Here is a 21,372-nt window from a genome sequence, read left to right on the forward strand (position 1 = left end):
ACCCCTGTCACGACGCACGACGGCGAGCGGGCCCCCGGGCGGGCCGCCCGCCGTCGTGCGTGTGGCCCCCGGCGTCCACGGACCGGTCACAATTGATCGGCGTGCAGGGGCCGCGCGTAAACTGGCTGGGACCCTTTCTGACGTCTCGACCCCCTGTGAGTGTGCCCGTATGTCGTTGCCCCTCGAATTGCCTGCCCGGCAGCTCATCGTCCAGAAGTTCGGCGGCTCGTCCGTCGCGGACGCGGCCGGCATCAAGCGGGTGGCCGAGCGCGTTGTGGCGACCCAGCGCGCGGGGCACGAGGTCGTGGTCGTGGTCTCCGCGATGGGTGACACGACCGACGAGCTGCTCGACCTGTCCTCGCAGATCACCGACGAGGCCCCGGCCCGCGAGATGGACATGCTCCTCTCCGCCGGCGAGCGCATCTCGATGGCGCTCCTGGCCATGGCGATCAGCAAGCTCGGCGCGAAGGCGCGCTCCTTCACCGGCTCCCAGGCCGGCATGATCACGGACGGCATCCACGGCAAGGCGCGCATCATCGACGTCGACCCGCACCGCGTCCGCACGGCCCTCGACAAGGGCGCGATCGCGATCGTCGCCGGCTTCCAGGGCGTGAGCCGCGAGTCCCACGACATCACGACCCTCGGCCGCGGCGGCTCGGACACCACCGCCGTCGCCCTCGCCGCCGCGCTCAACGCGGACGTGTGCGAGATCTACACCGACGTGGACGGTGTGTACACCGCGGACCCGCGCGTCGTGCCGACGGCGAAGAAGATCGACCGCATCTCGAGCGAGGAGATGCTCGAGCTCGCCGCGTCCGGCGCCAAGATTCTCCACCTGCGCTGCGTCGAGTACGCGCGCCGCTTCGGGGTGCCCGTGCATGTGCGGTCCTCGTTCAGCCAGCATGAGGGGACGTGGGTCCTGCCCAGCCCCGACGACACGATCACCATCAGCGAGGGAGTCGCTTTGGAACAGCCCATCATCTCTGGCGTCGCGCACGATCGCTCCGAGGCCAAGGTCACCGTGGTGGGCGTCCCGGACATCCCCGGCAAGGCCGCCGCGATCTTCCAGGTCATTGCCAAGGCGCACGCGAACGTGGACATGATCGTCCAGAACATCTCCACGTTCGGCCGGGGCAAGACGGACATCTCCTTCACCCTGCCGATCATTGAGGGCGCCGACGCGCTCACCGCCCTCAAGGCCGCCCAGGACGAGATCGGCTTCGAGGACATCGAGTACAACGCCGAGATCGGCAAGCTCTCCCTCATCGGCGCCGGGATGCGCTCCAACCCGGGCGTCTCCGCGACGTTCTTCCAGGCCCTCTCGGACGCCGGGATCAACATCAACATGATCTCGACCTCCGAGATCCGCATCTCCGTGGTGACCCGCGCTGACCTGCTCGACGACGCTGTCCGTGCGATCCACTCGGCCTTCAACCTCGATTCCGACGCCGAGGCGACCGTCTACGGAGGCACCGGCCGCTGAGGCCTGCTGCCCGCGCGCACGACGACGGCCGGTCACCTTCCTTGGGAAGGTGACCGGCCGTCGGTGGTTCAGCGACGTCGAAAACCGAGTGGGGGGTGATCGGGGGGGTCTAGTCGTTGCGGACGGCGTAGTGGTGTCCTTCGGAGTCGGTCTCGACGTCGAAGGTGCGCAGTTCAGTCTCCGAGGCCTGCTCGAAGTCGTCGTGCCTGTGGACCACCGGCGCATCGGGATCGCTGTGCGACGCTGGACCCCAGACCGCAGCGGCTCGCTCGGTGACATGCATGAAGGTGTCGAGAACCTTGTGCGTGCGGGGCATCTCTTTTCACCCCCTTTCCAGTACCGGACATTGTACGCCCGGTGTGACGCAGATCTCAGGGGGAGATGAGTGCCGTCGGAGTCAGCGCAGGGATCGATCGTCCGGGTTCTTGGGCACCACATAGGTGCTGCCATCGGGGCGCGTGAGCGTTTCCCACTGCTGCGACTCGGCCTCGCGCTGGGCCAGGAGGCGCCGATTCTCCTCGGTCATCTCGTGCGTGGTCGAGCTGCGGTTGGCCGGGCCGAATACCAGACGCAACTTGTCCGTTGCCCGCATGAACTTCTGCACGAAGCCCTCGTCCGACATCGCTGTTCCTCTCCTCGGCCTGACGCTCTCTCAGATCAACAGTACACTCATTATTAGTGCACTAATGAATCGAGGATCGACCATGGCCTACGACAGCGAAGACCTCCTGCTCGAGAAGCAGCTCTGCTTTGGGCTGAGCGTGGCGAGCCGGAGCGTCGTCGCCTCCTACAGGCCCGTTCTGGACCGGCTTGGCATCACGCACCCGCAGTACCTCGTGATGCTCGCGCTGTGGGAGCGTTCACCGCGGACCGTCAAGGAGATCAGCGAGGCACTCCTCCTCGAGCCGGCCACGGTGACCCCGCTGCTCAAACGGCTCGAGGACGCCGGGCTCGTGACGCGCACGCGCCAGACGGGGAACGAGAGGGCCCTAGACATCGCACTCACCCCCGCGGGCACGGCGTTGCGCGAGCAGGCCCTGTCTGTGCCCACCACCATGATGTCGCGGCTGAACATCACGCGGGACGAGGCCGCCGAGCTGCACGCGTCCATGATGCGGCTCATCGCCGCCGCCCAGGCGAGCCGCGAGGCCGACGCCTTGATGCGCCACCGCTGACGACCCGCCCCTCGCTCCTCCCCCGTTGCGGGGTCCCTGGCACCCCCTTGCGGGGTCTGTGGCAGCACGTTGCGACGCCGAACGCGTCCGACCGCCGCCTCGGCCGCGAGTGTCACGCCGTCCTGAGCCGCTCGACGGCCTCCCTGCCGTCGCGGACACCGAGCGCAGTCGCCGCCGGCACTCGGCTGACGTCGAGATGCTGGACGCCCTCCCCGAACGAGGCAGGATCGCTCGGCGCAATGACTCTCACGCGTGAACCTCCCGCCTCGAGCGTCGGCACCGTTCTCGCAAGCTCACCAGGATTCGCATCCGGAGCGAGGATGAGCACGTCGTCGAACCCGTCAGCGAGGTCTGCGCTCGTCGAATCGAGCGCCCCGCAGTCGATGTGATGGCGTCCGCCGATCTCGACGGCCCCGACCAGCCCAGGGATCGAGGTGCTGGCCGCGACCGCACGGGCGAGCGGCACGCCGTCGGTCGCCTCGATGACGCGCCGCTGCCCCAGACTCGAGCAGAACGCAATGATCCCCAGACGCATGCTGGGCCAGTCGGCCTCCGGCATGAGCTTCCCCGCCCAGTACGCCTCGTAGCACGCAGCCTGCCTCTGCCGGAGCCCGACGGCGAGGGCCGCGAGGTCCGTCATCTCGCGGGCCGTGAGCCTCCCCGGCCCCAAGGCCCGGCCCAGCGCGGCCGGGACCGCGCGCAGGGGACGGAGGCCGCCGAGCCGCGCGGAACCGGCGAACCGGCGCACCACCGCACCGGCGATCCACGCCTGCACGGCGGCCCTGCCGATCTGGCCCCGCAGACTCAGCAGGTACGGGAGGCTGTTGCCCATGCCGGCGGCGAAGGCCGCACGCTCGACGGCGGGATCCCCGCTCGTGAGGTCGGTGTACGTCGCATCGAGGAGGCCGGCCGCGAGCCGCGCGCCCACGAACGAGCCGGCCGAGGAGCCCACGATGTAGTCCCAGTTCTGGACATCCACTCCGCCAGCAGCGAGGCCGTGCAGGACCCCGACCTCCCACCCGATCGCGGTGTGGCCGCCCGAACCGAGGATCAGCGCCCGTGACATGCCGCCCATCGTAGGGCCAGACTCGGGGATAATCGATGGGTGCCCTTGCCCGTCCCGTTGAGCCCACTCGCGTCAGTAAACTCCGTCCTCGCCGAGGACGAGTGGCTCCCGCGTGCCCGGGCGCATGCGGAACGGGTCGCACGGTTCGCGGAACCGTTCGTGGCGCGGCGCAATGCGCGGAAGAAGCACCCCATCGAGGACTTCCTCTTCACCTACTACACCCACAAGCCCGGGCAGCTCGGCCGCTGGCACCCGGGGGCGGGGGTTGCGCTCGTGGGCGACGCCGCGCGGGAGAGGCTCGGCTGGAAGCACTACCGCGCGCTGACCGAGGCCGAGCGGGCCGCTGCGGGGCTTCCCGCCGGCGACGCACCTGGGGCGAGTGCCGCCGTCGTGCTCGACCTGCCCGCGTACGCCGGCGAGCGTGAGGAGACCATCCGCTTCTGCGGCGTGATCCTGCGCGGCACTGCGGAGCGGCCTGCGAACTTCGGCTGCTTCGGGCTGCACGAGTGGGCGATGGCCTACCGGTCGGAGAAGTTCGGGATCCGGCACGAGTACCTGCCGCTGCGGCTCGGGGCCGCAGGCACGGACCGTGTGGTCGAGGAGCACCGCATCCGCTGCACGCACTTCGACGCGTTCCGGTTCTACGCCCCCGACGCCGTGCCGCTCAATGAGCTCCAGCCGACGCGAGCCGCCCAGCGCGACCTCGAGCAGCCCGGATGTCTCCACGCCAACATGGACCTCTACAAGTGGGCGTACAAGCTCGGGCCCGCCGTCCCGGGCGAGCTGCTCATGGACTGCTTCGAGCTCGCGTGGCGTGTGCGCACGATGGACATGCAGGCGTCCCCCTACGACCTCTCGGACTGGGGATTCGAGCCCATCGCCATCGAGAGGCCCGCCGGGAAGTCCGCGTATGTCGAGGCTCAGCGCGGGTTCGCAGCCGAGGCCGCGGTGCTGCGCGGGCGACTCACGACGGCGCTCGCGACCTTGGAGGCGGTTCTCGCCTGAGGCTACGCTGGCGGGATGGAGGAGGACCTGTTCGAGGGGCCTGCCCGCGCGCTGCCCGCATCCGCTCCGATGGCGCGAAGGGCCGCGGCGTACACATCGCGCCCCGATGGACCCTCGGCCGCCCCCGTCCGGCACCGCGCCGGGTACGCGCCTTTCGTCGGCTTCCTCGCCTCCCGCGGCATCGATCCGCGCACGACGGCGCGTGACCCCGTTGCGCTCGTCGGGCAGCTCCGCGCGCACCACCGCGAGATGATGGATCGGCCCGGGCTGGCCGAGGCCGCGGCGGTGTTCCTCGGGAATGCGCTCACGGCGCTCCGCCCGGATGCCTGCTGGGTCGGCGACATCGTCCGTGGCCCCCGGCAGCGAATCACGCCTCTCACCCTGCTGACGCGTCTGGGCGACGCCACGCCTGAACAACTGGAACAGCTGAGCGAGCGCGTGCGCGCCTGGGCCGCGGCCGTCTACGCCGAGCCGCTCGATTTCCCCGAACCCGTGCCCCGCACCCTCCCGCACCCCTACGTGCGGCCCGCCGGTGCGGAGCCCGGTGACGCCGGGGCCCTGGAGCAGATTGCCCTCGCGCTCCTCACCCATCTCCAAGCCAACTACCGCGTCGCCGTCCGCAGCGGTGCTCCTCCATCCCTCCCGAGGGGCGATGACCTCGAGGGCGGAGGATGGGCCGTGACCGTCGAGCCGGGATCGCCAGACGCGGCGCCGCTCGCGATGGCCGTCTCGCCCGTCCGTGGAGTCGCAGTGCGCGCTGGGGCGCTGACCGGCTTCAGGTTCCCGGCCATGCCGAGGGACGTCTTCGAGGAGCACCACCGACTGCGGAACCCAGCCGGCGAGGTCATCTGGCCCACCGATGCCGATCTCCGCGACCTCGAGCAGACGGTCCTTGCCGTTGCCGAGGGCCGGTTCGCCGAGCGCTTCCCCGGGCCGGAGCCCGATTGGTTCGAGCACGCGCTCGCCTATGAACGCGGGGCCGGATCGACGAGGAAGCGCGGGGGCGGTCTCCATACTGCTCAGGGCGCCGAAATCCTCGACGCGGCCCGCACCCGAGTTGCCGGGTTGCAGCGTGGCTGGCAGCCCTGGCCGCTAGCGGGATGAAGTCCGGTGGCGGCGTGCGCCCGAGGCTGGGCTCGCCGCATGGGCGCGCGGGGCCTGGATCCGAATCTTCGCGGATCTATTAGCGAAAGAAAATGTGCCCTATTCGTCCGGGTCTTTCGAGTCCGGCGCGGAGTAGATTCCACTACACCAAAACGAGCACCGCAGGAAGCAAGGGACGGGGCTGGGGAGCCCGAGACCGCATTGCTCGTGATCATTGCCCTTGCTGTCGCCGCGGGACTCGCCCGAATAGTTCTTCAAAGTCAAGGACGACAGAGAGGTGAAGGCAGCGAAAGAGAAGGACGCCGGAACACCGCAGCAGGGTTGAGGCCTCGACCCCCCATGCGGTCCGGGCTCGAAGGGGCCGGATTCCGTCAATCACTCGACAGAAAGCCAGATGCCGCGAAGGGCGCGCCGTAGCCGACGCGCCCTTCCCTTGTGCCAGCCCTCCCCCATCCATCGGTTGAGGGCCTGATTTCTGCGCGTTGAGGGGTACGCCCTTACGAGGCGTCACCGTCGAGGTAGAACCACCGGCCGCCCTCGCGCACAAACCTCGAGTGCTCCCGCATCACGCCGCGCCGGGCGCTCACGTCCCCGCCCTCCCGCCAATGGGCTGCGAAATCCACGGTGCCCTGCGTGTCGAAGGGACCACCCGCCGTCGTGCGCACGACGTCGAGTCGGCGCCACTGCGTCGTCTCGTCGAGTTCCAGCGTGGCCGGTCGGGTAGACGGGTGCCAGGTCGCCAGGAGGTACGCCGCGTCAAGGCCGACGAACGCGCTGTAGCGCGAACGCATGAGTGCCTCCGCGGTGGGCGGCAGGGCGCCCGCCGATAGCCCCGAGTGGAACCGTCCGCAGCACGCGCCATACGTGTCCCCGCTGCAGCAGGGGCATCGGGAGTCAGGGTCGAGCGTCATGCCGCCAGACTAGCGAAGCGGCCCCCGCCGGGCGCGGCCTGGGCTGCCCCGGCGCCGGCGGCCAGGGCGCCGATGGCAAGCACGACGGCGCCGGACCACCCATGACCCGTGTCACAGTCGGCCCCTGACGTGCGTGTGACCCGAGCCGGTTCCGGCCAATGAAGGGCGCTGGCGTAGAATCGGGGGGCAATCCCCCCTATGCACAGGAGCCTCTTTCGATGCCGCGGATCGTTGTCGACGTCATGCCCAAGCCCGAGATTCTCGACCCGCAGGGGAAGGCGATCGTCGGTGCACTGCCGCGTCTGGGCTTCACCGCGTTCAGCGGCGTGCGCCAGGGAAAGCGCTTCGAGCTCACCGTGGACGGTCCCGTCACGGACGAGGTCCTCGAGCAGGCCCGCACCGCCGCCGCGACGATGCTCTCGAACCCTGTCATCGAGGACGTCGTGAACGTCGAGGTCCTCGCGGACGAATCGACCGAGACCGTCGAGGCCAACTGACATGAGCGAGGTCCCCCTCATCGCAGACCTGAGCGCCCGGGAGTCCGCGCCGCTCTCCGGCGCTGTTCTTTCCGGTGCCCGGATTGGCGTCGTGACGTTCCCCGGCACCCTCGACGACCGCGACGCCGCTCGCGCTGTCCGTCTCGCGGGCGCCACCGCCGTGCCCCTGTGGCACGCGGACACGACCTTGGGCGATGTCGACGCCGTCGTGCTCCCGGGCGGGTTCTCCTACGGCGACTACCTGCGCGCGGGCGCGATCGCGCGGTTCGCCCCGCTCATGGGCAAAATCGTCGATGCAGCGAACTCGGACGCGAAGCTTCCCGTGCTGGGCATCTGCAATGGCTTCCAGATCCTCACCGAGTCACACCTGCTCCCCGGCTCGATGATCAAGAACGACCACCTCAAGTTCATCTGCCGCGACCAGACCCTGCGCGTCGAGAACAACGCGACGGCGTGGACCAGCGAGTACGAGGTCGGCCAGGAGATCACGATCGTCCTGAAGAATCAGGACGGGCAGTACGTCGCGGACAAGAAGACCCTCGACGAGCTCGAGGGCGAGGGCCGCGTGGTGTTCCGCTACGTGGGCTGGAACCCAAATGGGTCGCGCCGTAACATCGCGGGCATCACGAACGCCGCAGGCAACGTCGTCGGCCTCATGCCGCACCCCGAGCACGCCGTCGAGCCCGGCTTCGGTCCGCTGGACCCAGATTCCTCCGACTATTCGACCGACGGGCTCGGATTCTTCACGTCCGTCCTGACCACGCTGGTTGCTGGAGGTACCAAGTGAGCGCAGGGAACGAGACCAATACCGTGGCAACCGACGCAGCGGCATCCCGCAAGTTCAACATCGACACGGTCGAGCACGCGGCCGCAACCCCCGAGACCGATCTCCCCTGGGCCGAGCTCGGCCTCAAGGAGAACGAATTCAACGAGGTCGTCAAGCTCCTGGGCCGCCGCCCCACCGCGGCCGAGCTCGCGATGTACTCGGTCATGTGGAGCGAGCACTGCTCCTACAAGTCCTCCAAGGTGCACCTGCGCCAGTTCGGCGAGAAGCTCACCGACGAGATGAAGAAGGACATGATGGTGGGCATCGGCGAGAACGCCGGCGTCACCAATCTGGGCGATGGCTGGGCCGTGACCTTCAAGGTCGAGTCGCACAACCACCCCTCCTTCGTGGAGCCGCATCAGGGTGCGGCGACGGGCATCGGCGGGATCGTGCGCGACATCATCTCGATGGGCGCGCGCCCCGTGGCAGTCATGGACCCGCTGCGCTTCGGCGCGATCGACCACCCCGACACCCCGCGCCTCGTGCACGGCATCGTCTCGGGTATCGGGAGCTATGGCAACTCCCTCGGCCTGCCGAACATCGGCGGTGAAGTGGTCTTCGACTCGGTCTACCAGGCCAACCCCCTCGTGAACGCCCTCGCCGTCGGCGTGCTGCGCCACGAGGACCTCCGCCTCGCCAACGCCTCCGGCGAGGGCAACAAGGTCGTCCTGTTCGGGGCCCGCACGGGCGGCGACGGGATCGGCGGCGCGTCCGTCCTCGCGTCCGAGTCCTTCGACGACAGCAAGCCGAGCAAGCGCCCCGCTGTCCAGGTCGGAGACCCGTTCGCCGAGAAGGTGCTCATCGAGTGCTGCCTCGAGCTGTTCAAGCACTCGCTCGTCGAGGGCATCCAGGACCTCGGGGCGGCCGGCATCTCGTGCGCCACGAGCGAGCTCGCGAGCAACGGCGACGGCGGCATGCGGGTCGAGCTCACGAACGTGCTGCTCCGCGACCCCACCCTGACCCCGGGTGAGATCCTCATGTCCGAGTCGCAGGAGCGCATGATGGCGGTCGTGACCCCGGAGAACGTCGAGGCGTTCGAGAAGGTCATGGACAAGTGGGCCGTCGAGTACTCGTGGCTCGGCGAGGTCACCGAGGACGGGCGCCTCGTCATTACGTGGGACGGCGAGACCATCGTCGACGTCGACCCGCGGACGGTGGCCCATGAAGGCCCGGTCTACCATCGCCCGTTCAACCGCCCCGAGTGGCTCGACGGCATCCAGGCGGACACCTTCCGCGCTTCGGAGGCCGGCAAGGACCTCCCCTCGACGGGTGAGGCCCTCAAGGCCGCAGTCCTGGAGCTCATGGCGAGCCCCAACATGTGCGACAAGTCGTGGGTCACCAACCAATACGACCGCTACGTGGGCGGGAACACGGCCCTCGCGACCCCCGACGACGCCGGCGTGGTCCGCGTCGACGAGGAGACCGGCCTCGGGATCGCCATCTCGACGGATGCGAACGGCCGCTACGCCTACCTCGATCCGTACACGGGCGCCCAGCTCGCCCTTGCCGAGTCCTACCGCAACGTCGCCACCTCCGGCGCCGTGCCGATGGCCGTCACCGACTGCCTCAACTTCGGCTCCCCCGAGGACCCCGAGGTCATGTGGCAGTTCGCCGAGGCCGTGCGCGGCCTTGCGGACGCATGCCAGGTGCTCGGCGTCCCGGTCACCGGCGGCAACGTCTCGCTGTACAACCAGACGGGCTCGACGCCGATCCACCCCACCCCGGTGGTCGGTGTCCTCGGCAAGTTCGACGACGTGGCTCGCCGCACGCCGTCGGGCTGGCAGAGGAACGCGGACGGGCAGGCGATCTACCTGCTCGGAGTGACCCGCGACGAGCTGGACGGCTCCGAGTTCGCGAACCTGCGCGGCCAGCTGGGCGGCCTCCCGCCGAAGCTCGACCTCGAGGTGGAGAAGACGCTCGGCGCGATCCTCATCAACTCCTCGCGCGACGGCATGATCGACGCCGCGCACGACCTCTCGGAGGGCGGCCTCGCCGCGGCCCTGTCCGAGATGGTGCTGCGCTTCGGCGTGGGCGCGCGGGTGGCGCTGGACGACCTGTGCGAGCGGGACGGCGTGGACGCGTTCACGGCGCTCTTCTCCGAGTCGCAGGGCCGCGCCGTCGTGGCCGTCCCGCGCTCCGAGGAGGTCCGCTTCAACGACATGGCCTCCGCACGGAACTACCCCGTGGTGCGCCTCGGAGTGGTCGATGTCCTCGCGACGAGCCTCGAGGTGCAGGGGCTGTTCGAGCTTCCCATCAACGATCTGCGCGAGGCCCACGAGGGAACGCTGCCGAAGTACTTCGGCTGAGACCGGGCCGACGAGGCAACGGACAAGGCAACGACGATGGCCCCGACCGAGGATCAGCTGCGCGCAAGCGCGGCGTCCGGGTCGGGGCCGCCGTCGGCCGGCGGGTCATGGGGCATGGGAACCGGGTTGGGCGGTCCGCCGTCGCGCAGCGCTCCAGAGTCTGCCGGCCTCGATGACGCAGCGGTAGAGGTCCGCAGGGCCGCCGGCCTCGTCAATACTCAGGAACAGCGCACGTCGCGGACCGTGTGGCAGATCGCCACGACCCACCTGTTCACGATCTTCAACCTGATCCTCGGCCTCTCCGGGCTCACGCTCGTGCTCCTCGGGCGCTGGCTGGATCTCATGTTCCTCGCCGCGGCAATCGGGAACACCGTGCTCGGCTTCGCCCAGGAGCTCCAGTCCAAGCGCAGGCTCGACAGGCTTGCGGTGCTCAAGAGGGACCCCGTGCGGGTGGTGCGCTCGGGCGCGGCGGTCGAGGTGCCCCCGCACGAGGTGGTCATGGACGACGTCGTGCTCGTGCGCCGCGGCGACCAGGTTCCGGTGGACGGGACAGTGCTGCGCGCCGACGACCTCGACGTGGACGAGTCCCTGCTCACGGGCGAGTCGGAGCCGGTTCCGAAGCAGCCGGGCGAGACCGTTCTCTCCGGATCCTCCGTGGTCTCGGGCAGCGGCAGCTTCCGAGCCACGGCCCTCGGCAACGGCTCCCACGCGGCCCGGCTCACGGCCCAGGCGAAGCGGTTCACTCCGGTCTCGTCGGAGCTCCGTGCGGCCCTGGACCGGGTGGTCCGCTGGATCACCATTGCCCTCGGGCCGATGATCGCGATCGTGCTCAACGGCCAGATGCAGGCCGCGGGCGGCTGGTCCGCGGCCCTCGCGTCAGGGGCCTGGCGAGACGCGGTCGTGGCCGCGATCGCGTCGGTGACCATCATGATCCCCCAGGGACTGGCCCTCCTGACGACCGTCTCGTTCGCCGTCGCGACCGTCCGGCTGGCGAAGGGCGAGGTCCTCATCGAGGAGCTCGCGGCCGTGGAGGTGCTGGCCCGCGTGGATGTCGTGTGCTTCGACAAGACGGGAACGCTCACCGAGGGCGGGATCCATTTCGAATCCGCCGTCCCGCTCGCCGCGAATGCCGAGGATGCCCTGGCGGTTGCGGGCTGGGAGCGGGTGCTTGCCTGGATCGGCACGGACGAGGACGCGAACCCCACTGCGGCGGCCCTCGCCGAGGCGTTCACCGAGCGCCCGGACCGCGAGCCGAGCGGGACCATCGCGTTCTCCTCGGGCCGCCGGTGGAGCGCGGTCGCCTTCGAAGGTGGGACGGCCGACGGCGCGTGGCTGCTCGGTGCCCCGGAGGCCCTCCTCGGCGACGCGCCCGGGACCGGTGCTCCCGCGGACCAGCTCCGGACGCAGGCCCGCAAGCTCTGCGCGGAAGCGTCCGATAGCGGGCTCCGCGCGATCGTGCTGTGTCGGGCCGGGTGGCTCCCCCGCGACGGCGAGCTGGCCGCCGAGGTGCGGCCCGCCGTCGTCCTCACGTTCCGCGAGCGGCTGCGGCCCGACGCGGCCGTGACGCTCGCCTACTTCCGCGAGCAGGGTGTGGCCCTCAAGGTGCTCTCGGGCGACAGCCCGCGAACCGTGGCGGCTGCAGCCCGCGCCGCTGGAATGGACGCCGGAGGGGACAGGGCCGAGCCCGTGGACGCGAGGACGCTCCCGGAGGATCCCACGGAGCTGGCCGCCGCCGTCGAGCGCCACAGCGTGTTCGGGCGGGTCGGGCCGCAGCAGAAGAAGGCGATGGTCGAGGCACTCCAGTCACGCGGACACGTCGTGGCGATGACCGGCGACGGGGTCAACGACGCCCTGGCCCTCAAGGCCGCCGACCTCGGGATCGCGATGGGCAATGCCGCGCCGGCCACGAAGGCCGTCGCGCGGCTCGTGCTCGTCGACGGTCGCTTCTCCAGGCTGCCCGCCGTGGTCGCGGAGGGACGCCGGGTCATCGCGAACATCGAGCGGGTCTCGCAGCTGTTCCTGACCAAGACGATCTACGCGTTCCTCCTCGGCGTCGGATTCGGGGCCATGACGTGGGCGTTCCCGTTCCTTCCTCGGCAGCTCTCGACCGCCGATTTCCTCATGATCGGCTTCCCTGCTGCCGTCCTCGCGCTCGTGCCCAATACGCGGCGCTACGTGCCGGGGTTCCTGCGCCGGGCCGTGCTCACGGCGCTGCCGTCGGGGTTGGCGATGGCCGCGGCGATCCTCGGCGTGTACGCCTACGGGCGCTGGGGCACGGACGCGTCGCAGGAACAGATCGAAGCTGCGGCGTTCCTCACGCTCACGGCCTCGGGCCTGTGGGTCCTCGCGATTGCGGCGCGCCCGCTCACGCGGTGGCGCGTGCTCCTCGTCGGCTCGATGTACGCGGGGATGGCCGCGGTGCTCCTCGTCCCGGTCTCACTTGCATACCACCAGCTCACGGCGCCGGCGCCGGCCCTCACGGTCGCAGCGCTCGCCTTCGCCGCTGGGGCGTGCATGCTCATCGAGACCGCGCACCAGATGCTGAGGCGCCGCCTCAGGTGACCTCGAGGACGGCCGCGCCGGTGATCCTGTCCGCGGCGAGATCCGCGAGCGCCCGGTCGGCGTCCTCGAACGCGTAGGGCACCGTCGCGGTGCGGATCGGGATCTCGGCGGCCAGGCGGAAGAACTCCTCGCCGTCGGAGCGCGTGTTGGCGGTGACGCTACGCAGCTGCCGCTCCTCGAACAGGTGCTCCTGGTAGTTCAGTGCCGGGATGTCGCTCAGATGGATGCCTGCGACGGCGAGGGTTCCGCCGCGATCGAGGGCGCGGAGCGCGGGCGGAACGAGTGTGCCGACGGGCGCGAAGAGGATGGCCGAGTCGAGTTTCTCGGGCGGCTCCTCATCCGCGCCGCTAGCCCACGCGGCGCCGAGCTTGAGCGCGAGTTCCCTGGCCTCGGGCGCTCGGGTCATGACGTACACCGTGGCTCCGCGGTGCATCGCGAGCTGCGCGGTGAGGTGCGCGCTGCCGCCGAACCCATAGATGCCCAGCCTGCCGCCGTCGGGCATCGCGGCGCGCTGCAGCGCCCGGTAGCCGATGATCCCGGAGCACAGCAGCGGAGCGGCCTCGCGGTCGCTGAACGCGTCCGGGATCCGGTACGCGAAGTCCTCGCGCACGACGGCGCGCTCCGCGTACCCGCCGTCGTCGTCCCACCCCGTGAACCGAGGTGCTTCGCAGAGGTTCTCGCGGCCCGAGAGGCAGAAGCGGCACGTGCCGCACGTGCTGCGCAGCCACGCGATCCCGACGCGCTGGCCTGGCTCGAACCGATGGGCTTCGGGGCCGAGAACCTCGACGCGGCCCACGGCCTCGTGCCCGGGGATGACGCCATGCCGCTTCGGGGCGAGGTCTCCTTCGGCGAGGTGCAGGTCCGTGCGGCAGACGCCGCAGACGGAGACCCGCACGAGGATCTCCCCCGGCCCGGGCACGGGGTCGGGCCTCTCGCCGAAGGCCAGCGGGCCGGGGCTCCCGCCCGCCTGGCCCGGGACGTCCACCCACCATGCGCGCATGGCGCTATTCTCACCTGCCCGGCTGGGCATGGACAGGGTCCGCAGCCGCAGGTTTGGCGAACCCCTTTGGGCGGCTCAGTCCACGTGGGCGGCCCTGAAATCGGGAGGCGTTGCGCCCTGGATGACCCAGCGGTTGCCATCCGGGTCAGCGAAGTGGGCGAACTGAACCCCGCCCATATCCTGGATCTCGCTGATGTCTGCACCACGCTCGAGGAGCTGGGTGCGGACGGCGCCCAGATCGGGCGCTACGAGCTGCAGCCCCTCGAGACTTCCGGGTCTCATGCTCGTCATCCCCGTTCCAATGACGATCGAGGCAGCAGAGCCCGGGGGCGTCAGCTGGACCACACGCATTCCGGGGATGTGCTCGACGTCGTGGTCAAGGGCGAAGCCCAGCGTCTCAACGTAGAACGACTTCGACCTATCGACATCAGCCACGGGCACCTGCACGACTTCAAGACGCATCTCCATGGCCCACACGGTACAGGGCGAACCCATGATGATCACCTCTCCCGACAACAGGCTTCGCGTGGTAACCACTGATGCCCCTCGACTCCCCTCCCGCCCGGCGCGGGTCGTCATATTCGGGAACACAAATGTGCGCTAATTTCACAAGGACCGGATCCAGAGGTTATCTTTCCAGTGCAAGGCAAGGCTTGCCTAAGCCACGCTGTGCCGCCCTATACGTCCGTTCCCGAGAGGCCCATGCCCATGCCCATGCCCATGTCCAAGCTGACGACTGTGAAGCTCGTCGCCGCCGTAACAGCCGCGACAGCGCTGGCCGCCTGCTCAGGCCCCGCGGCCACGTCCTCTACCGCGTCCTCGGGCGGCGGAGACGCCGGCACCACGATCACGGTGTACAACGCCCAGCACGAGCAGCTGACCGCGGCCTGGGCGGACGCCTTCACGAAGGAGACCGGGATCAAGGTCCTCCTGCGCAACGGCGACGACCTCGAGATGGGCAACCAGATCATCGAGGAGGGCAAGGCGTCCCCCGCGGATGTCTTCCTGACCGAGAACTCCCCGGCCATGGACCAGGTCGAGAACGCGCACCTGCTCGCCAAGCTCGATCAGGGAACCCTCGACCAGGTCCCCGCGCGATACCGCCCTGCCGCAGGCGACTGGACGGGCATCGCTGCCCGCTCCACGGTGCTGGCCTACAACAAGACGAAGCTCAGCGAGGCCCAGATCCCGGCCTCGCTGATGGACCTGAGTGGCCCGGCGTGGAAGGATCGCATCGGCGCATCCACCGGAGGGGCCGACTTCCAGGCCATCGTCAGCGCCATGGACCAGCTCAAGGGCCCCGACGCGACCCTGGCCTGGCTCAAGGGCATCAAGGACAACGCCCGCAGCTTCCAGGACGACACCCCGGTGCTCGCCGCGGTGAACAAGGGCGACATCGAGGCCGGGATCCTCTACCACTACTACTCGTTCGTGGACCAGGCCCAGACCGGGGAGAACAGCAACAACGTCGCCCTGCACTACTTCCGCAACCAGGACCCCGGCGCGTTCGTGAGCGTCTCCGGCGGCGCGGTCCTTGCGTCGAGCAAGCACCAGGAGCAGGCCCAGAAGTTCATCGCCTTCATCACCTCCAAGGCCGGCCAGCAGGTCCTGGCGGACGGGAAGTCCTTCGAGTACACCGTGGGATCCAACGTCCCGTCCAACCCCAAGCTCGTGCCCCTCACCGACCTCCAGTCCCCCGCCATCGACCCCGGCACGCTCAACAGCCCCGAAGTCGAGGACCTCATGACCCGCGCCGGGCTCCTCTGAGGCACACCGCTGCGGTGGGCCTCAGGACATCCGAGGCCCACCGCCGTCGTCGCCGCCGCCGTCAAGGCGGGCTGGGTGCCCGCCCCGTTCCTCTGGGATCCCGAGCGCGGCGGCGGCCGCCTCGTGCCCCTCGACCCTGAGCTCCCACGGCGGGCGCTGGAATCGCTCTTGGGCGAGGCGGAACCGCACCTCGCGCTCGACGACGCCGAGGGAGGTCTCCAGCCGCGCCTCGCCGTTGGGCTCGTATCCGAGACTCCTGCTCACCCCGATCGATGGGGCATTCCACTCGAACGTGCTCGTCATGGCCACCTCCGCGCCGAGGAAGTCGAAGCACCACAGGAGCACCGCGGCCCGCATCTCCTTCCCCAGCCCTCGGCCCTGGTCACTGCGGCGCAGCCACGAGCCGGTCGTCACCGTCCGGAGCGCGACGAAGTTCTTCGCCGCGACATCCTGGGAGCCAAGGAACTCCCCCGCCGACGACCAGACACCGAACATCACGGTCCATGACTCGGGACGCGACTTGATGCGGTTCTCCCAGATCCAGCGCGCCGCGGTCGGCCCCAGCTCGGGTGATTCCGCCCATGCTGTCGGGAAGGGGATGTGTCCGTTCACTCGCTCGTAGATGCCAGAGGCGGCCGCGTCGACGTAGTGGGGAATGTCCTCGTCGCGCAGGGGCCGCAGGACGAGCCGCGGGGTCCTGAGGTGGAGGCCGAACAGGGGCCAGAGGGTCTCCAGCAGCGCCATGGTCCCACGCTAGCAGCTAGCGCGCCCCGGGCATTGGGCCCGTCCGGCGCTGGGCACCTCCCGACACTGCGCGATCGCAGGGTCAGTGGCCAACCTCACTACCCTCCCGTGAACCTTCACCCCGGCCAAGGCTCGAATTACTCCTCAATTTCCCCGTCGGTAACGTCCGGCCCGGAGGGTCGTGTGGGTCCGGAGCACGCGAAGTCGACGGAAGGTGACCCAATGTTCAGCCCAGGAGCGGATGTTCCCGCAGCGACATCACGTGGAGGAAGCTCGGAGCACTGGCCTCTGGCCGGACCATTTGGCCGACATAGTGTCGCGTCCGCCGTCCTGTGGCTGGGGTTGGGAGGAGTCGCCTACGCCCTCGGCGAGGCCGCTTCGCTGGTTGGCCTTCCCGCACCGCATCTGCTGATGGCGCTCTTGGTCGGTGCTGCTGCCGCCCTCACCGGGGCAGTGAAGCGACAGCTGCCGAAGCCTGCGGCCACGGCCTCCCAGGCCGGAATCGGCGTTCTCATGGGCAGCTATGTCAGCCCGGCCGCCCTGCAGTCAGTTGGTGCCACGGCGTTGCCGATGATGGCAGTGACCGTCCTGACCATCGCACTGTGCCTCGCGGCCGGAGCTCTTCTGGCCAGATGGGGCCGGACAGGCCTCGCCGAAGGCGCATTGAGCCTCGTTCCGGGCGGTTCTGCCGCCGTCGTGGCGGCTGCGGACGATCTCGGCGCTGACTCCCGCCTCGTCGCCTTCTCGCAATACTTCCGGGTCGCGCTCGTGGCGTTCACGGCACCCGTCGTCGCGACCGCGATGCACCCCGACACAGACGGGAGCACGAGGGCTGGGGGCACGCCGCTCTGGGACGACCCACATCAAATCCTTCACCTCTCGCAGGGCGCGCATCAGCTCCCGGGACTTCTCATGCTGGGCGCCGTCTGCATCCTCGGGGTCAGGGCCGGCAAGCGCTTCTCGATGCCCGCCCCGGCGCTGCTCGGGCCGATGGTCATGACCGCGCTGTTCGTGTTCACGGGGACCGCACAGGGCTTCGCGCCCGATGGCGTGCTGCGCGGCCTCCTCTTCGTCCTGGTCGGCCTTGAGGTGGGCCTGAGGTTCACCTGGGCCTCCGTACGGAGCATCGGCAGGCTGTTTCCCCACGTGCTGCTCTGGACGGTGGCCGTCTGCCTCGCGTGCGGGGGGCTGGCCTGGGCGTTCTCGGCAGCGTTGGGCCTTCCGCTGGTCGACGCCTACCTCGCTACCACGCCTGGGGGCATCAACGCCGTACTGGCCACCGCCGCTTCCATGGACGCAAACCTCCCTGCCATTTCGACCGTCCAGAGCACCCGCCTTCTCATCGTGATGCTCGTGACCCCGCCGATCATCAGCTGGCTGGCCCGCAAGACCTCCGAGGTGCGGAAGCCTGCGCGTGCAGCAGGCAGCAACAGGCGCCTTCCGGTCGTGACGGAGTCCGCCGTCTCCTAGAATGCCGGGGGGCGAAGCCGCCCCAGCAGGTTCCCCAGAGCGCGAGCCGATTCGGTGCAATGGGGATGAGCGCGGTTGAGGGCTGTCAGCGGGCTACCTCCGCTGACAGCCCCGGAGTACCTCCCACCGCCTACTGCACGATCGTCACCAAGTGAGTCGTGTGGTCATACCGGAACGCTACGGGCCCGCCTGCGTGGTCGAAGCCGATGTTGGACCCGTTCAAGGCCCCGTTCATCCCGTAGTTCGTGTCCCAGGACCCGTTGAGCGCCGCCTTGAACGAGTACGACCCGGCCGGCAGTGAGGCAAGCCGAAGGATCCACCCCTGCGAGCGGGGATCCCACGTCGCGGACGTCGCAGCGCACGCCGGATCCCAGTCCCCCGCGCATCCGGCGAGGTGCTGGTAGGTGCCGGGGAAGTTGACCGAAGCGGGCTGCGTCACGGGCCAGCCGGCCGTGACGAGGTGGGTCGAGTCGTTGTAGCTGAACACGACCGTCCCGCCCGGGTGGTCGAGGCCGATGTTGGGGCCGTTGACCGCGCCCCCCACGCCGTAGTTCACGTCCCAGGACTTGTTGAGCGCCGCCTTGAACGAGTAGCTGCCAGCCGCCAGGGTGTACGTCCCGCGCCAGACTCCCAGCGCGGCGTCGAACGTCAGCTGCGCCTGCGTGCACGCGGGATCCCAGTTGCTCGCGCATCCCATCGCCGTGTTGAGCGTCCCCGGAACAGACACGGCGGAGGGCTGTGACGCGTGCTCTGAGACCGTGGTCAAATGCGTGTCCTGCCGATACGTGAACGTGAGCTTCCCGCCGGGATGGTTGAGCGTGATGTTTCCGCCGTTCGGCGCGCCGCCAGCCCCGTAGTTCTCCTTCCACGAGCCATTGAGCGCAGCCTTGATCTGGTAGGTCCCCGCCGGCAGGTCAACGGTGAGCCGCCACTCGGAGGCGATCGGGTCGTACTGTGCCATCGTCGCCCGGCACGCGGGGTCCCAGTCGCCGGTGCAGCCCGCGAGGTGCTGGTAGTCGCCCGCGATGCTCACCGAGAGCGGCTGCGGCGCGGGGCCCTTCGGCGCGTCCGGGTCCACCGGGGTAGGCACGACGGCGGAGACGGTCGCCGAGGTCGCGGTGTGGCCGGTGTTGTCCAGCGAGACCGCACGGTACTCGAGCGGCGTGCCCGGTGTCATGCCCTTGGTCGCGTGGAACACCTGGTACGGGTAGGTGTCGTCGGTGCCGATGTTCTGCCACTGCCCGGCCGGTCCCTGCGCGCCCGGGGTCCGGGCCTGGAACGTGACCTCGTAGAAGGAGTCGTGCGGGAGGTCCGCGGTGACGTTGACGCGCGTGTTGTCCCCGCCCGTCGCCGCTGGCGTTCCGATCTGGGGCACGGGCGCCGCAGCCGAGTCGGGGATGCGGCCCGCGGACTCGTAGACCACGGCGGAGAACGCCGGGACCGTCACCGTCAGCGTCCTGTCCGCGGCGGTCTTGAGCCGGTCCGTTGCCCCCGCGCCGAACACCTTGGTGAACGGCCGCTGGGCGATGTACGTCGGCACGGCGGCCGTACGCGGAGCCGCGGTGTTGTTCAGCGCCACGACGTACTCGCGCTGCGCCGTCGCGTCGATGCGCGAGAACGCGTACACGCCCGCCGTCGTGTCGGCGTAGCGATCCTGATGAGCGCCCGAGCGCAGCGCGGGGTTGTCCTTGACCACCTTCGCGAGGTCGGCGATTGAGGTGTAGAGAGGATGGGTGGTGACGTAGTTGTCCGTGGCGTGGGTCGCCGTCGTGCCCAGAAGGCTGTCGGCCAGGTACTCGGGCGTCTTGGAGGCGAACATGTCCTGGCGGGCAAGCTGGTCACCGCCCGTGCCGGTGAAGCCCTGCTCGTCGCCGTAGTAGACGATCGGGTTGCCTCGCGAGAAGTACATGAGCTCGTTCGCGAGCCGGTCGCGCGCCACCTTCTCGGCGTCGGACGCCTTGGGGTTGTCGGTGTTGATGAAGGAGCCGATGCGGCCCATGTCGTGGTTCCCGAGGAACGTGGGCAGCTGGTACACGTTCGAGGTCGCGGTCGTATACCAGTCGTCGCCCTGGAACAGCTTCTGGAGCGTCGTGGCGGGCGAGGATGCCGACGCGTACGAGCGCGCCGCCTGCTGGAACGGGAAGTCGAGGACCGCCTGGACGCCGTCGGACGTCGTGAACTTCGAGGTGAAGTCCCGCGAGGTGTCGTAGACCTCGCCGAACATGAAGAAGTCCTTCTTCCCCACCGAGTGTGCGTAGTCCAGGATCGCGGGCGAGAACTTCTGCCAGAACGCGTCGTTGACGTGCTTCATCGTGTCGATGCGGAAACCGTCGATGCCGAAGTCGCCGATCCACTTCTTGTAGACGTCGATGAACCCGTTGAGGACCTTCGGGTTCTCGGTGAACAGGTCGTCGAGGCCCGAGAAGTCGCCGTAGTTGGCGCTCTCGCCAGCGAAGGTCGAGTCTCCGCGGTTGTGGTACAGGCTCAGGTCGTTGAGCCATGCGGGGACCTTGGCATTCTCGTCGCCGGGCGAGACGTACGGGTGGTACGGGAACGACGTCGCGGGATCCATCGTGGGGAAGGTCGGCTGGTCGGCGATAGCGGCGTCGTCGAACGTCTTCCCCGACGCGTCCTTGTAGGGCGAGACGGTCTTGCTCACGTAGGGCATACGGTCGCCCTCCGTGTACTTGATGACGTCTGCGGTGTGGTTCGTGATGATGTCGAAGTAGACCTTCATGCCGCGCGAGTGCGCCTGGGTGATGAGGTCTCCGAGCTCGGCGTTGGTGCCGAGGTGCGGGTCGATCTGCGTGAAGTCCGTGATCCAGTAGCCGTGGTAGCCCGCGCTCTTGTCTTGCGGCTGGACGGCTTTGTTCTTGAAACTCGGGGTGAGCCAGATCGCGCTCGTGCCCAGGCCCTGGATGTAGTCGAGCTTGCCCGTGAGGCCCTGGAGGTCGCCTCCGTGGTAGAAGCCCTTGTTGGTCGGATCGAAGCCCGAAACCATCGGGTCGGCTGCGAGCCCGCCCAGATCGTTCGCCCTCGTGCCATTCGCGAAGCGGTCCGTCATGACGAAGTAGTAATTCTCGGCGCCCGCGGCCGTGCGGAACGAGTGGGTGGCCCCAGTAGCCGGATCGGGCGGCGACGGCGGCGGGGCGGCGAGCGCCGTCGTCGCGCCTCCTGCGAGAAGCCCGGCAACGAGGACGACGGCGGCTGCTGCGGCGGCCCGTCCTCTCACGTCGCGCGAAGGGATACGGCGATTCTTCATGGAAACCTCCTATGAAAACGTTTACACCGCGGGTAACTATGACACGAGTCACACTTGCGTGACAAGGGTTCGGAAGTCTGCCTCTGGAACACGCGCTGGAAAGGCTTTCATCCTCACCGTCTGCGACTGTGTTTCCTGTCATCAGTCTCGACGGATTCCGTTGATTCCCCCTCGTCTGGAAACGCTTTCACCGG

The 21,372-nt window shown here is 69.2% G+C and carries 18 protein-coding genes; 10 read left to right on the forward strand and 8 right to left on the reverse strand.

Annotation, left to right across the window (positions count from 1 at the left end; translation table 11 throughout):
* The first annotated feature begins 169 nt into the window (after positions 1-169).
* Positions 170-1,483, forward strand: a complete 1,314-nt coding sequence (locus tag RBS60_RS07305; protein WP_307956883.1) for an aspartate kinase — start codon at positions 170-172, stop codon at positions 1,481-1,483.
* A 109-nt stretch (positions 1,484-1,592) separates the two neighbouring features.
* On the opposite strand, the gene RBS60_RS07310 is transcribed toward RBS60_RS07305, so the two are convergent.
* Positions 1,593-1,799 (reverse strand): hypothetical protein, encoded by a 207-nt coding sequence (locus RBS60_RS07310; RefSeq protein WP_307956884.1) that lies wholly within the window; start codon positions 1,797-1,799, stop codon positions 1,593-1,595.
* A gap of 81 nt (positions 1,800-1,880) precedes the next feature.
* Positions 1,881-2,105 (reverse strand): hypothetical protein, encoded by a 225-nt coding sequence (locus RBS60_RS07315; protein WP_307956885.1) that lies wholly within the window; start codon positions 2,103-2,105, stop codon positions 1,881-1,883.
* A gap of 82 nt (positions 2,106-2,187) precedes the next feature.
* Between RBS60_RS07315 and RBS60_RS07320 the strand changes: the two genes are divergently transcribed.
* Positions 2,188-2,658, forward strand: coding sequence for a MarR family transcriptional regulator (locus RBS60_RS07320; protein ID WP_307956886.1), 471 nt, complete (start codon positions 2,188-2,190; stop codon positions 2,656-2,658).
* Between the two features lie 112 nt (positions 2,659-2,770).
* Here the strand turns inward: RBS60_RS07320 and RBS60_RS07325 are convergent, their stop codons facing one another.
* Positions 2,771-3,724: a patatin-like phospholipase family protein gene (locus RBS60_RS07325; RefSeq protein WP_307956887.1), complete on the reverse strand. Its 954-nt coding sequence runs from the start codon at positions 3,722-3,724 to the stop codon at positions 2,771-2,773.
* Between the two features lie 39 nt (positions 3,725-3,763).
* On the opposite strand from RBS60_RS07325, the gene RBS60_RS07330 reads away from it, so the two are divergent.
* Both RBS60_RS07330 and RBS60_RS07335 read left to right on the forward strand, forming a co-directional pair.
* Complete coding sequence (locus RBS60_RS07330; protein ID WP_307956888.1) at positions 3,764-4,729, forward strand: 3-methyladenine DNA glycosylase; 966 nt, start codon at positions 3,764-3,766, stop codon at positions 4,727-4,729.
* A gap of 15 nt (positions 4,730-4,744) precedes the next feature.
* Positions 4,745-5,833 (forward strand): DUF6226 family protein, encoded by a 1,089-nt coding sequence (locus tag RBS60_RS07335; protein WP_307956889.1) that lies wholly within the window; start codon positions 4,745-4,747, stop codon positions 5,831-5,833.
* Positions 5,834-6,330: 497 nt separating this feature from the next.
* Here RBS60_RS07335 and RBS60_RS07340 read toward each other — a convergent pair whose 3' ends face one another.
* Positions 6,331-6,744 (reverse strand): YchJ family protein, encoded by a 414-nt coding sequence (locus RBS60_RS07340; protein WP_307956890.1) that lies wholly within the window; start codon positions 6,742-6,744, stop codon positions 6,331-6,333.
* Positions 6,745-6,962: 218 nt separating this feature from the next.
* Here RBS60_RS07340 and purS point away from each other — a divergent pair, with 218 nt between their 5' ends.
* Genes purS through RBS60_RS07360 form a run of 4 tightly spaced genes read left to right on the forward strand, consistent with a single transcriptional unit; the run spans position 6,963 to position 12,935 of the window.
* Entirely contained in the window at positions 6,963-7,241 is a 279-nt protein-coding gene (gene purS, locus RBS60_RS07345) for a phosphoribosylformylglycinamidine synthase subunit PurS (RefSeq protein ID WP_307956891.1), read from the forward strand.
* A 1-nt stretch (position 7,242) separates the two neighbouring features.
* The gene (gene purQ / locus RBS60_RS07350) at positions 7,243-8,028 is read left to right on the forward strand and encodes a phosphoribosylformylglycinamidine synthase subunit PurQ (protein WP_307956892.1); all 786 of its coding nucleotides are present in this window, start codon (positions 7,243-7,245) and stop codon (positions 8,026-8,028) included.
* Positions 8,025-10,373 carry a phosphoribosylformylglycinamidine synthase subunit PurL gene (purL, locus tag RBS60_RS07355; protein WP_374049247.1) on the forward strand — a complete coding sequence of 783 codons (2,349 nt, stop codon included), beginning with the start codon at positions 8,025-8,027 and terminating at the stop codon, positions 10,371-10,373. Before purQ ends, purL begins: the two co-directional genes overlap by 4 nt.
* A gap of 36 nt (positions 10,374-10,409) precedes the next feature.
* Entirely contained in the window at positions 10,410-12,935 is a 2,526-nt protein-coding gene (locus RBS60_RS07360; protein WP_307956893.1) for an HAD-IC family P-type ATPase, read from the forward strand.
* Here RBS60_RS07360 and RBS60_RS07365 read toward each other — a convergent pair.
* Together RBS60_RS07365 and RBS60_RS07370 are read right to left on the reverse strand one after the other, a co-directional pair.
* Positions 12,928-13,935 carry a zinc-dependent alcohol dehydrogenase family protein gene (locus tag RBS60_RS07365; RefSeq protein WP_307956894.1) on the reverse strand — a complete coding sequence of 336 codons (1,008 nt, stop codon included), beginning with the start codon at positions 13,933-13,935 and terminating at the stop codon, positions 12,928-12,930. The genes RBS60_RS07360 and RBS60_RS07365 overlap by 8 nt on opposite strands.
* Before the next feature lie 75 nt (positions 13,936-14,010).
* Positions 14,011-14,403: a VOC family protein gene (locus RBS60_RS07370; protein ID WP_307957090.1), complete on the reverse strand. Its 393-nt coding sequence runs from the start codon at positions 14,401-14,403 to the stop codon at positions 14,011-14,013.
* Between the two features lie 246 nt (positions 14,404-14,649).
* On the opposite strand from RBS60_RS07370, the gene RBS60_RS07375 reads away from it, so the two are divergent.
* Positions 14,650-15,702 carry an iron ABC transporter substrate-binding protein gene (locus RBS60_RS07375; protein WP_369046325.1) on the forward strand — a complete coding sequence of 351 codons (1,053 nt, stop codon included), beginning with the start codon at positions 14,650-14,652 and terminating at the stop codon, positions 15,700-15,702.
* Positions 15,703-15,723: 21 nt separating this feature from the next.
* Here the strand turns inward: RBS60_RS07375 and RBS60_RS07380 are convergent, their stop codons facing one another.
* The gene (locus RBS60_RS07380; RefSeq protein WP_307956896.1) at positions 15,724-16,446 is read right to left on the reverse strand and encodes a GNAT family protein; all 723 of its coding nucleotides are present in this window, start codon (positions 16,444-16,446) and stop codon (positions 15,724-15,726) included.
* 222 nt (positions 16,447-16,668) lie between these two features.
* Between RBS60_RS07380 and RBS60_RS07385 the strand changes: the two genes are divergently transcribed.
* Positions 16,669-17,916, forward strand: coding sequence for an AbrB family transcriptional regulator (locus RBS60_RS07385; RefSeq protein WP_307956897.1), 1,248 nt, complete (start codon positions 16,669-16,671; stop codon positions 17,914-17,916).
* Between the two features lie 130 nt (positions 17,917-18,046).
* Here the strand turns inward: RBS60_RS07385 and RBS60_RS07390 are convergent, their stop codons facing one another.
* Positions 18,047-21,178 (reverse strand): alpha-amylase family glycosyl hydrolase, encoded by a 3,132-nt coding sequence (locus RBS60_RS07390; RefSeq protein ID WP_307956898.1) that lies wholly within the window; start codon positions 21,176-21,178, stop codon positions 18,047-18,049.
* Positions 21,179-21,372: the final 194 nt, after the last annotated feature.

The sequence above is a fragment of the Sinomonas sp. ASV486 genome (assembly GCF_030908215.1).
GTDB lineage: Bacteria > Actinomycetota > Actinomycetes > Actinomycetales > Micrococcaceae > Sinomonas > Sinomonas puerhi.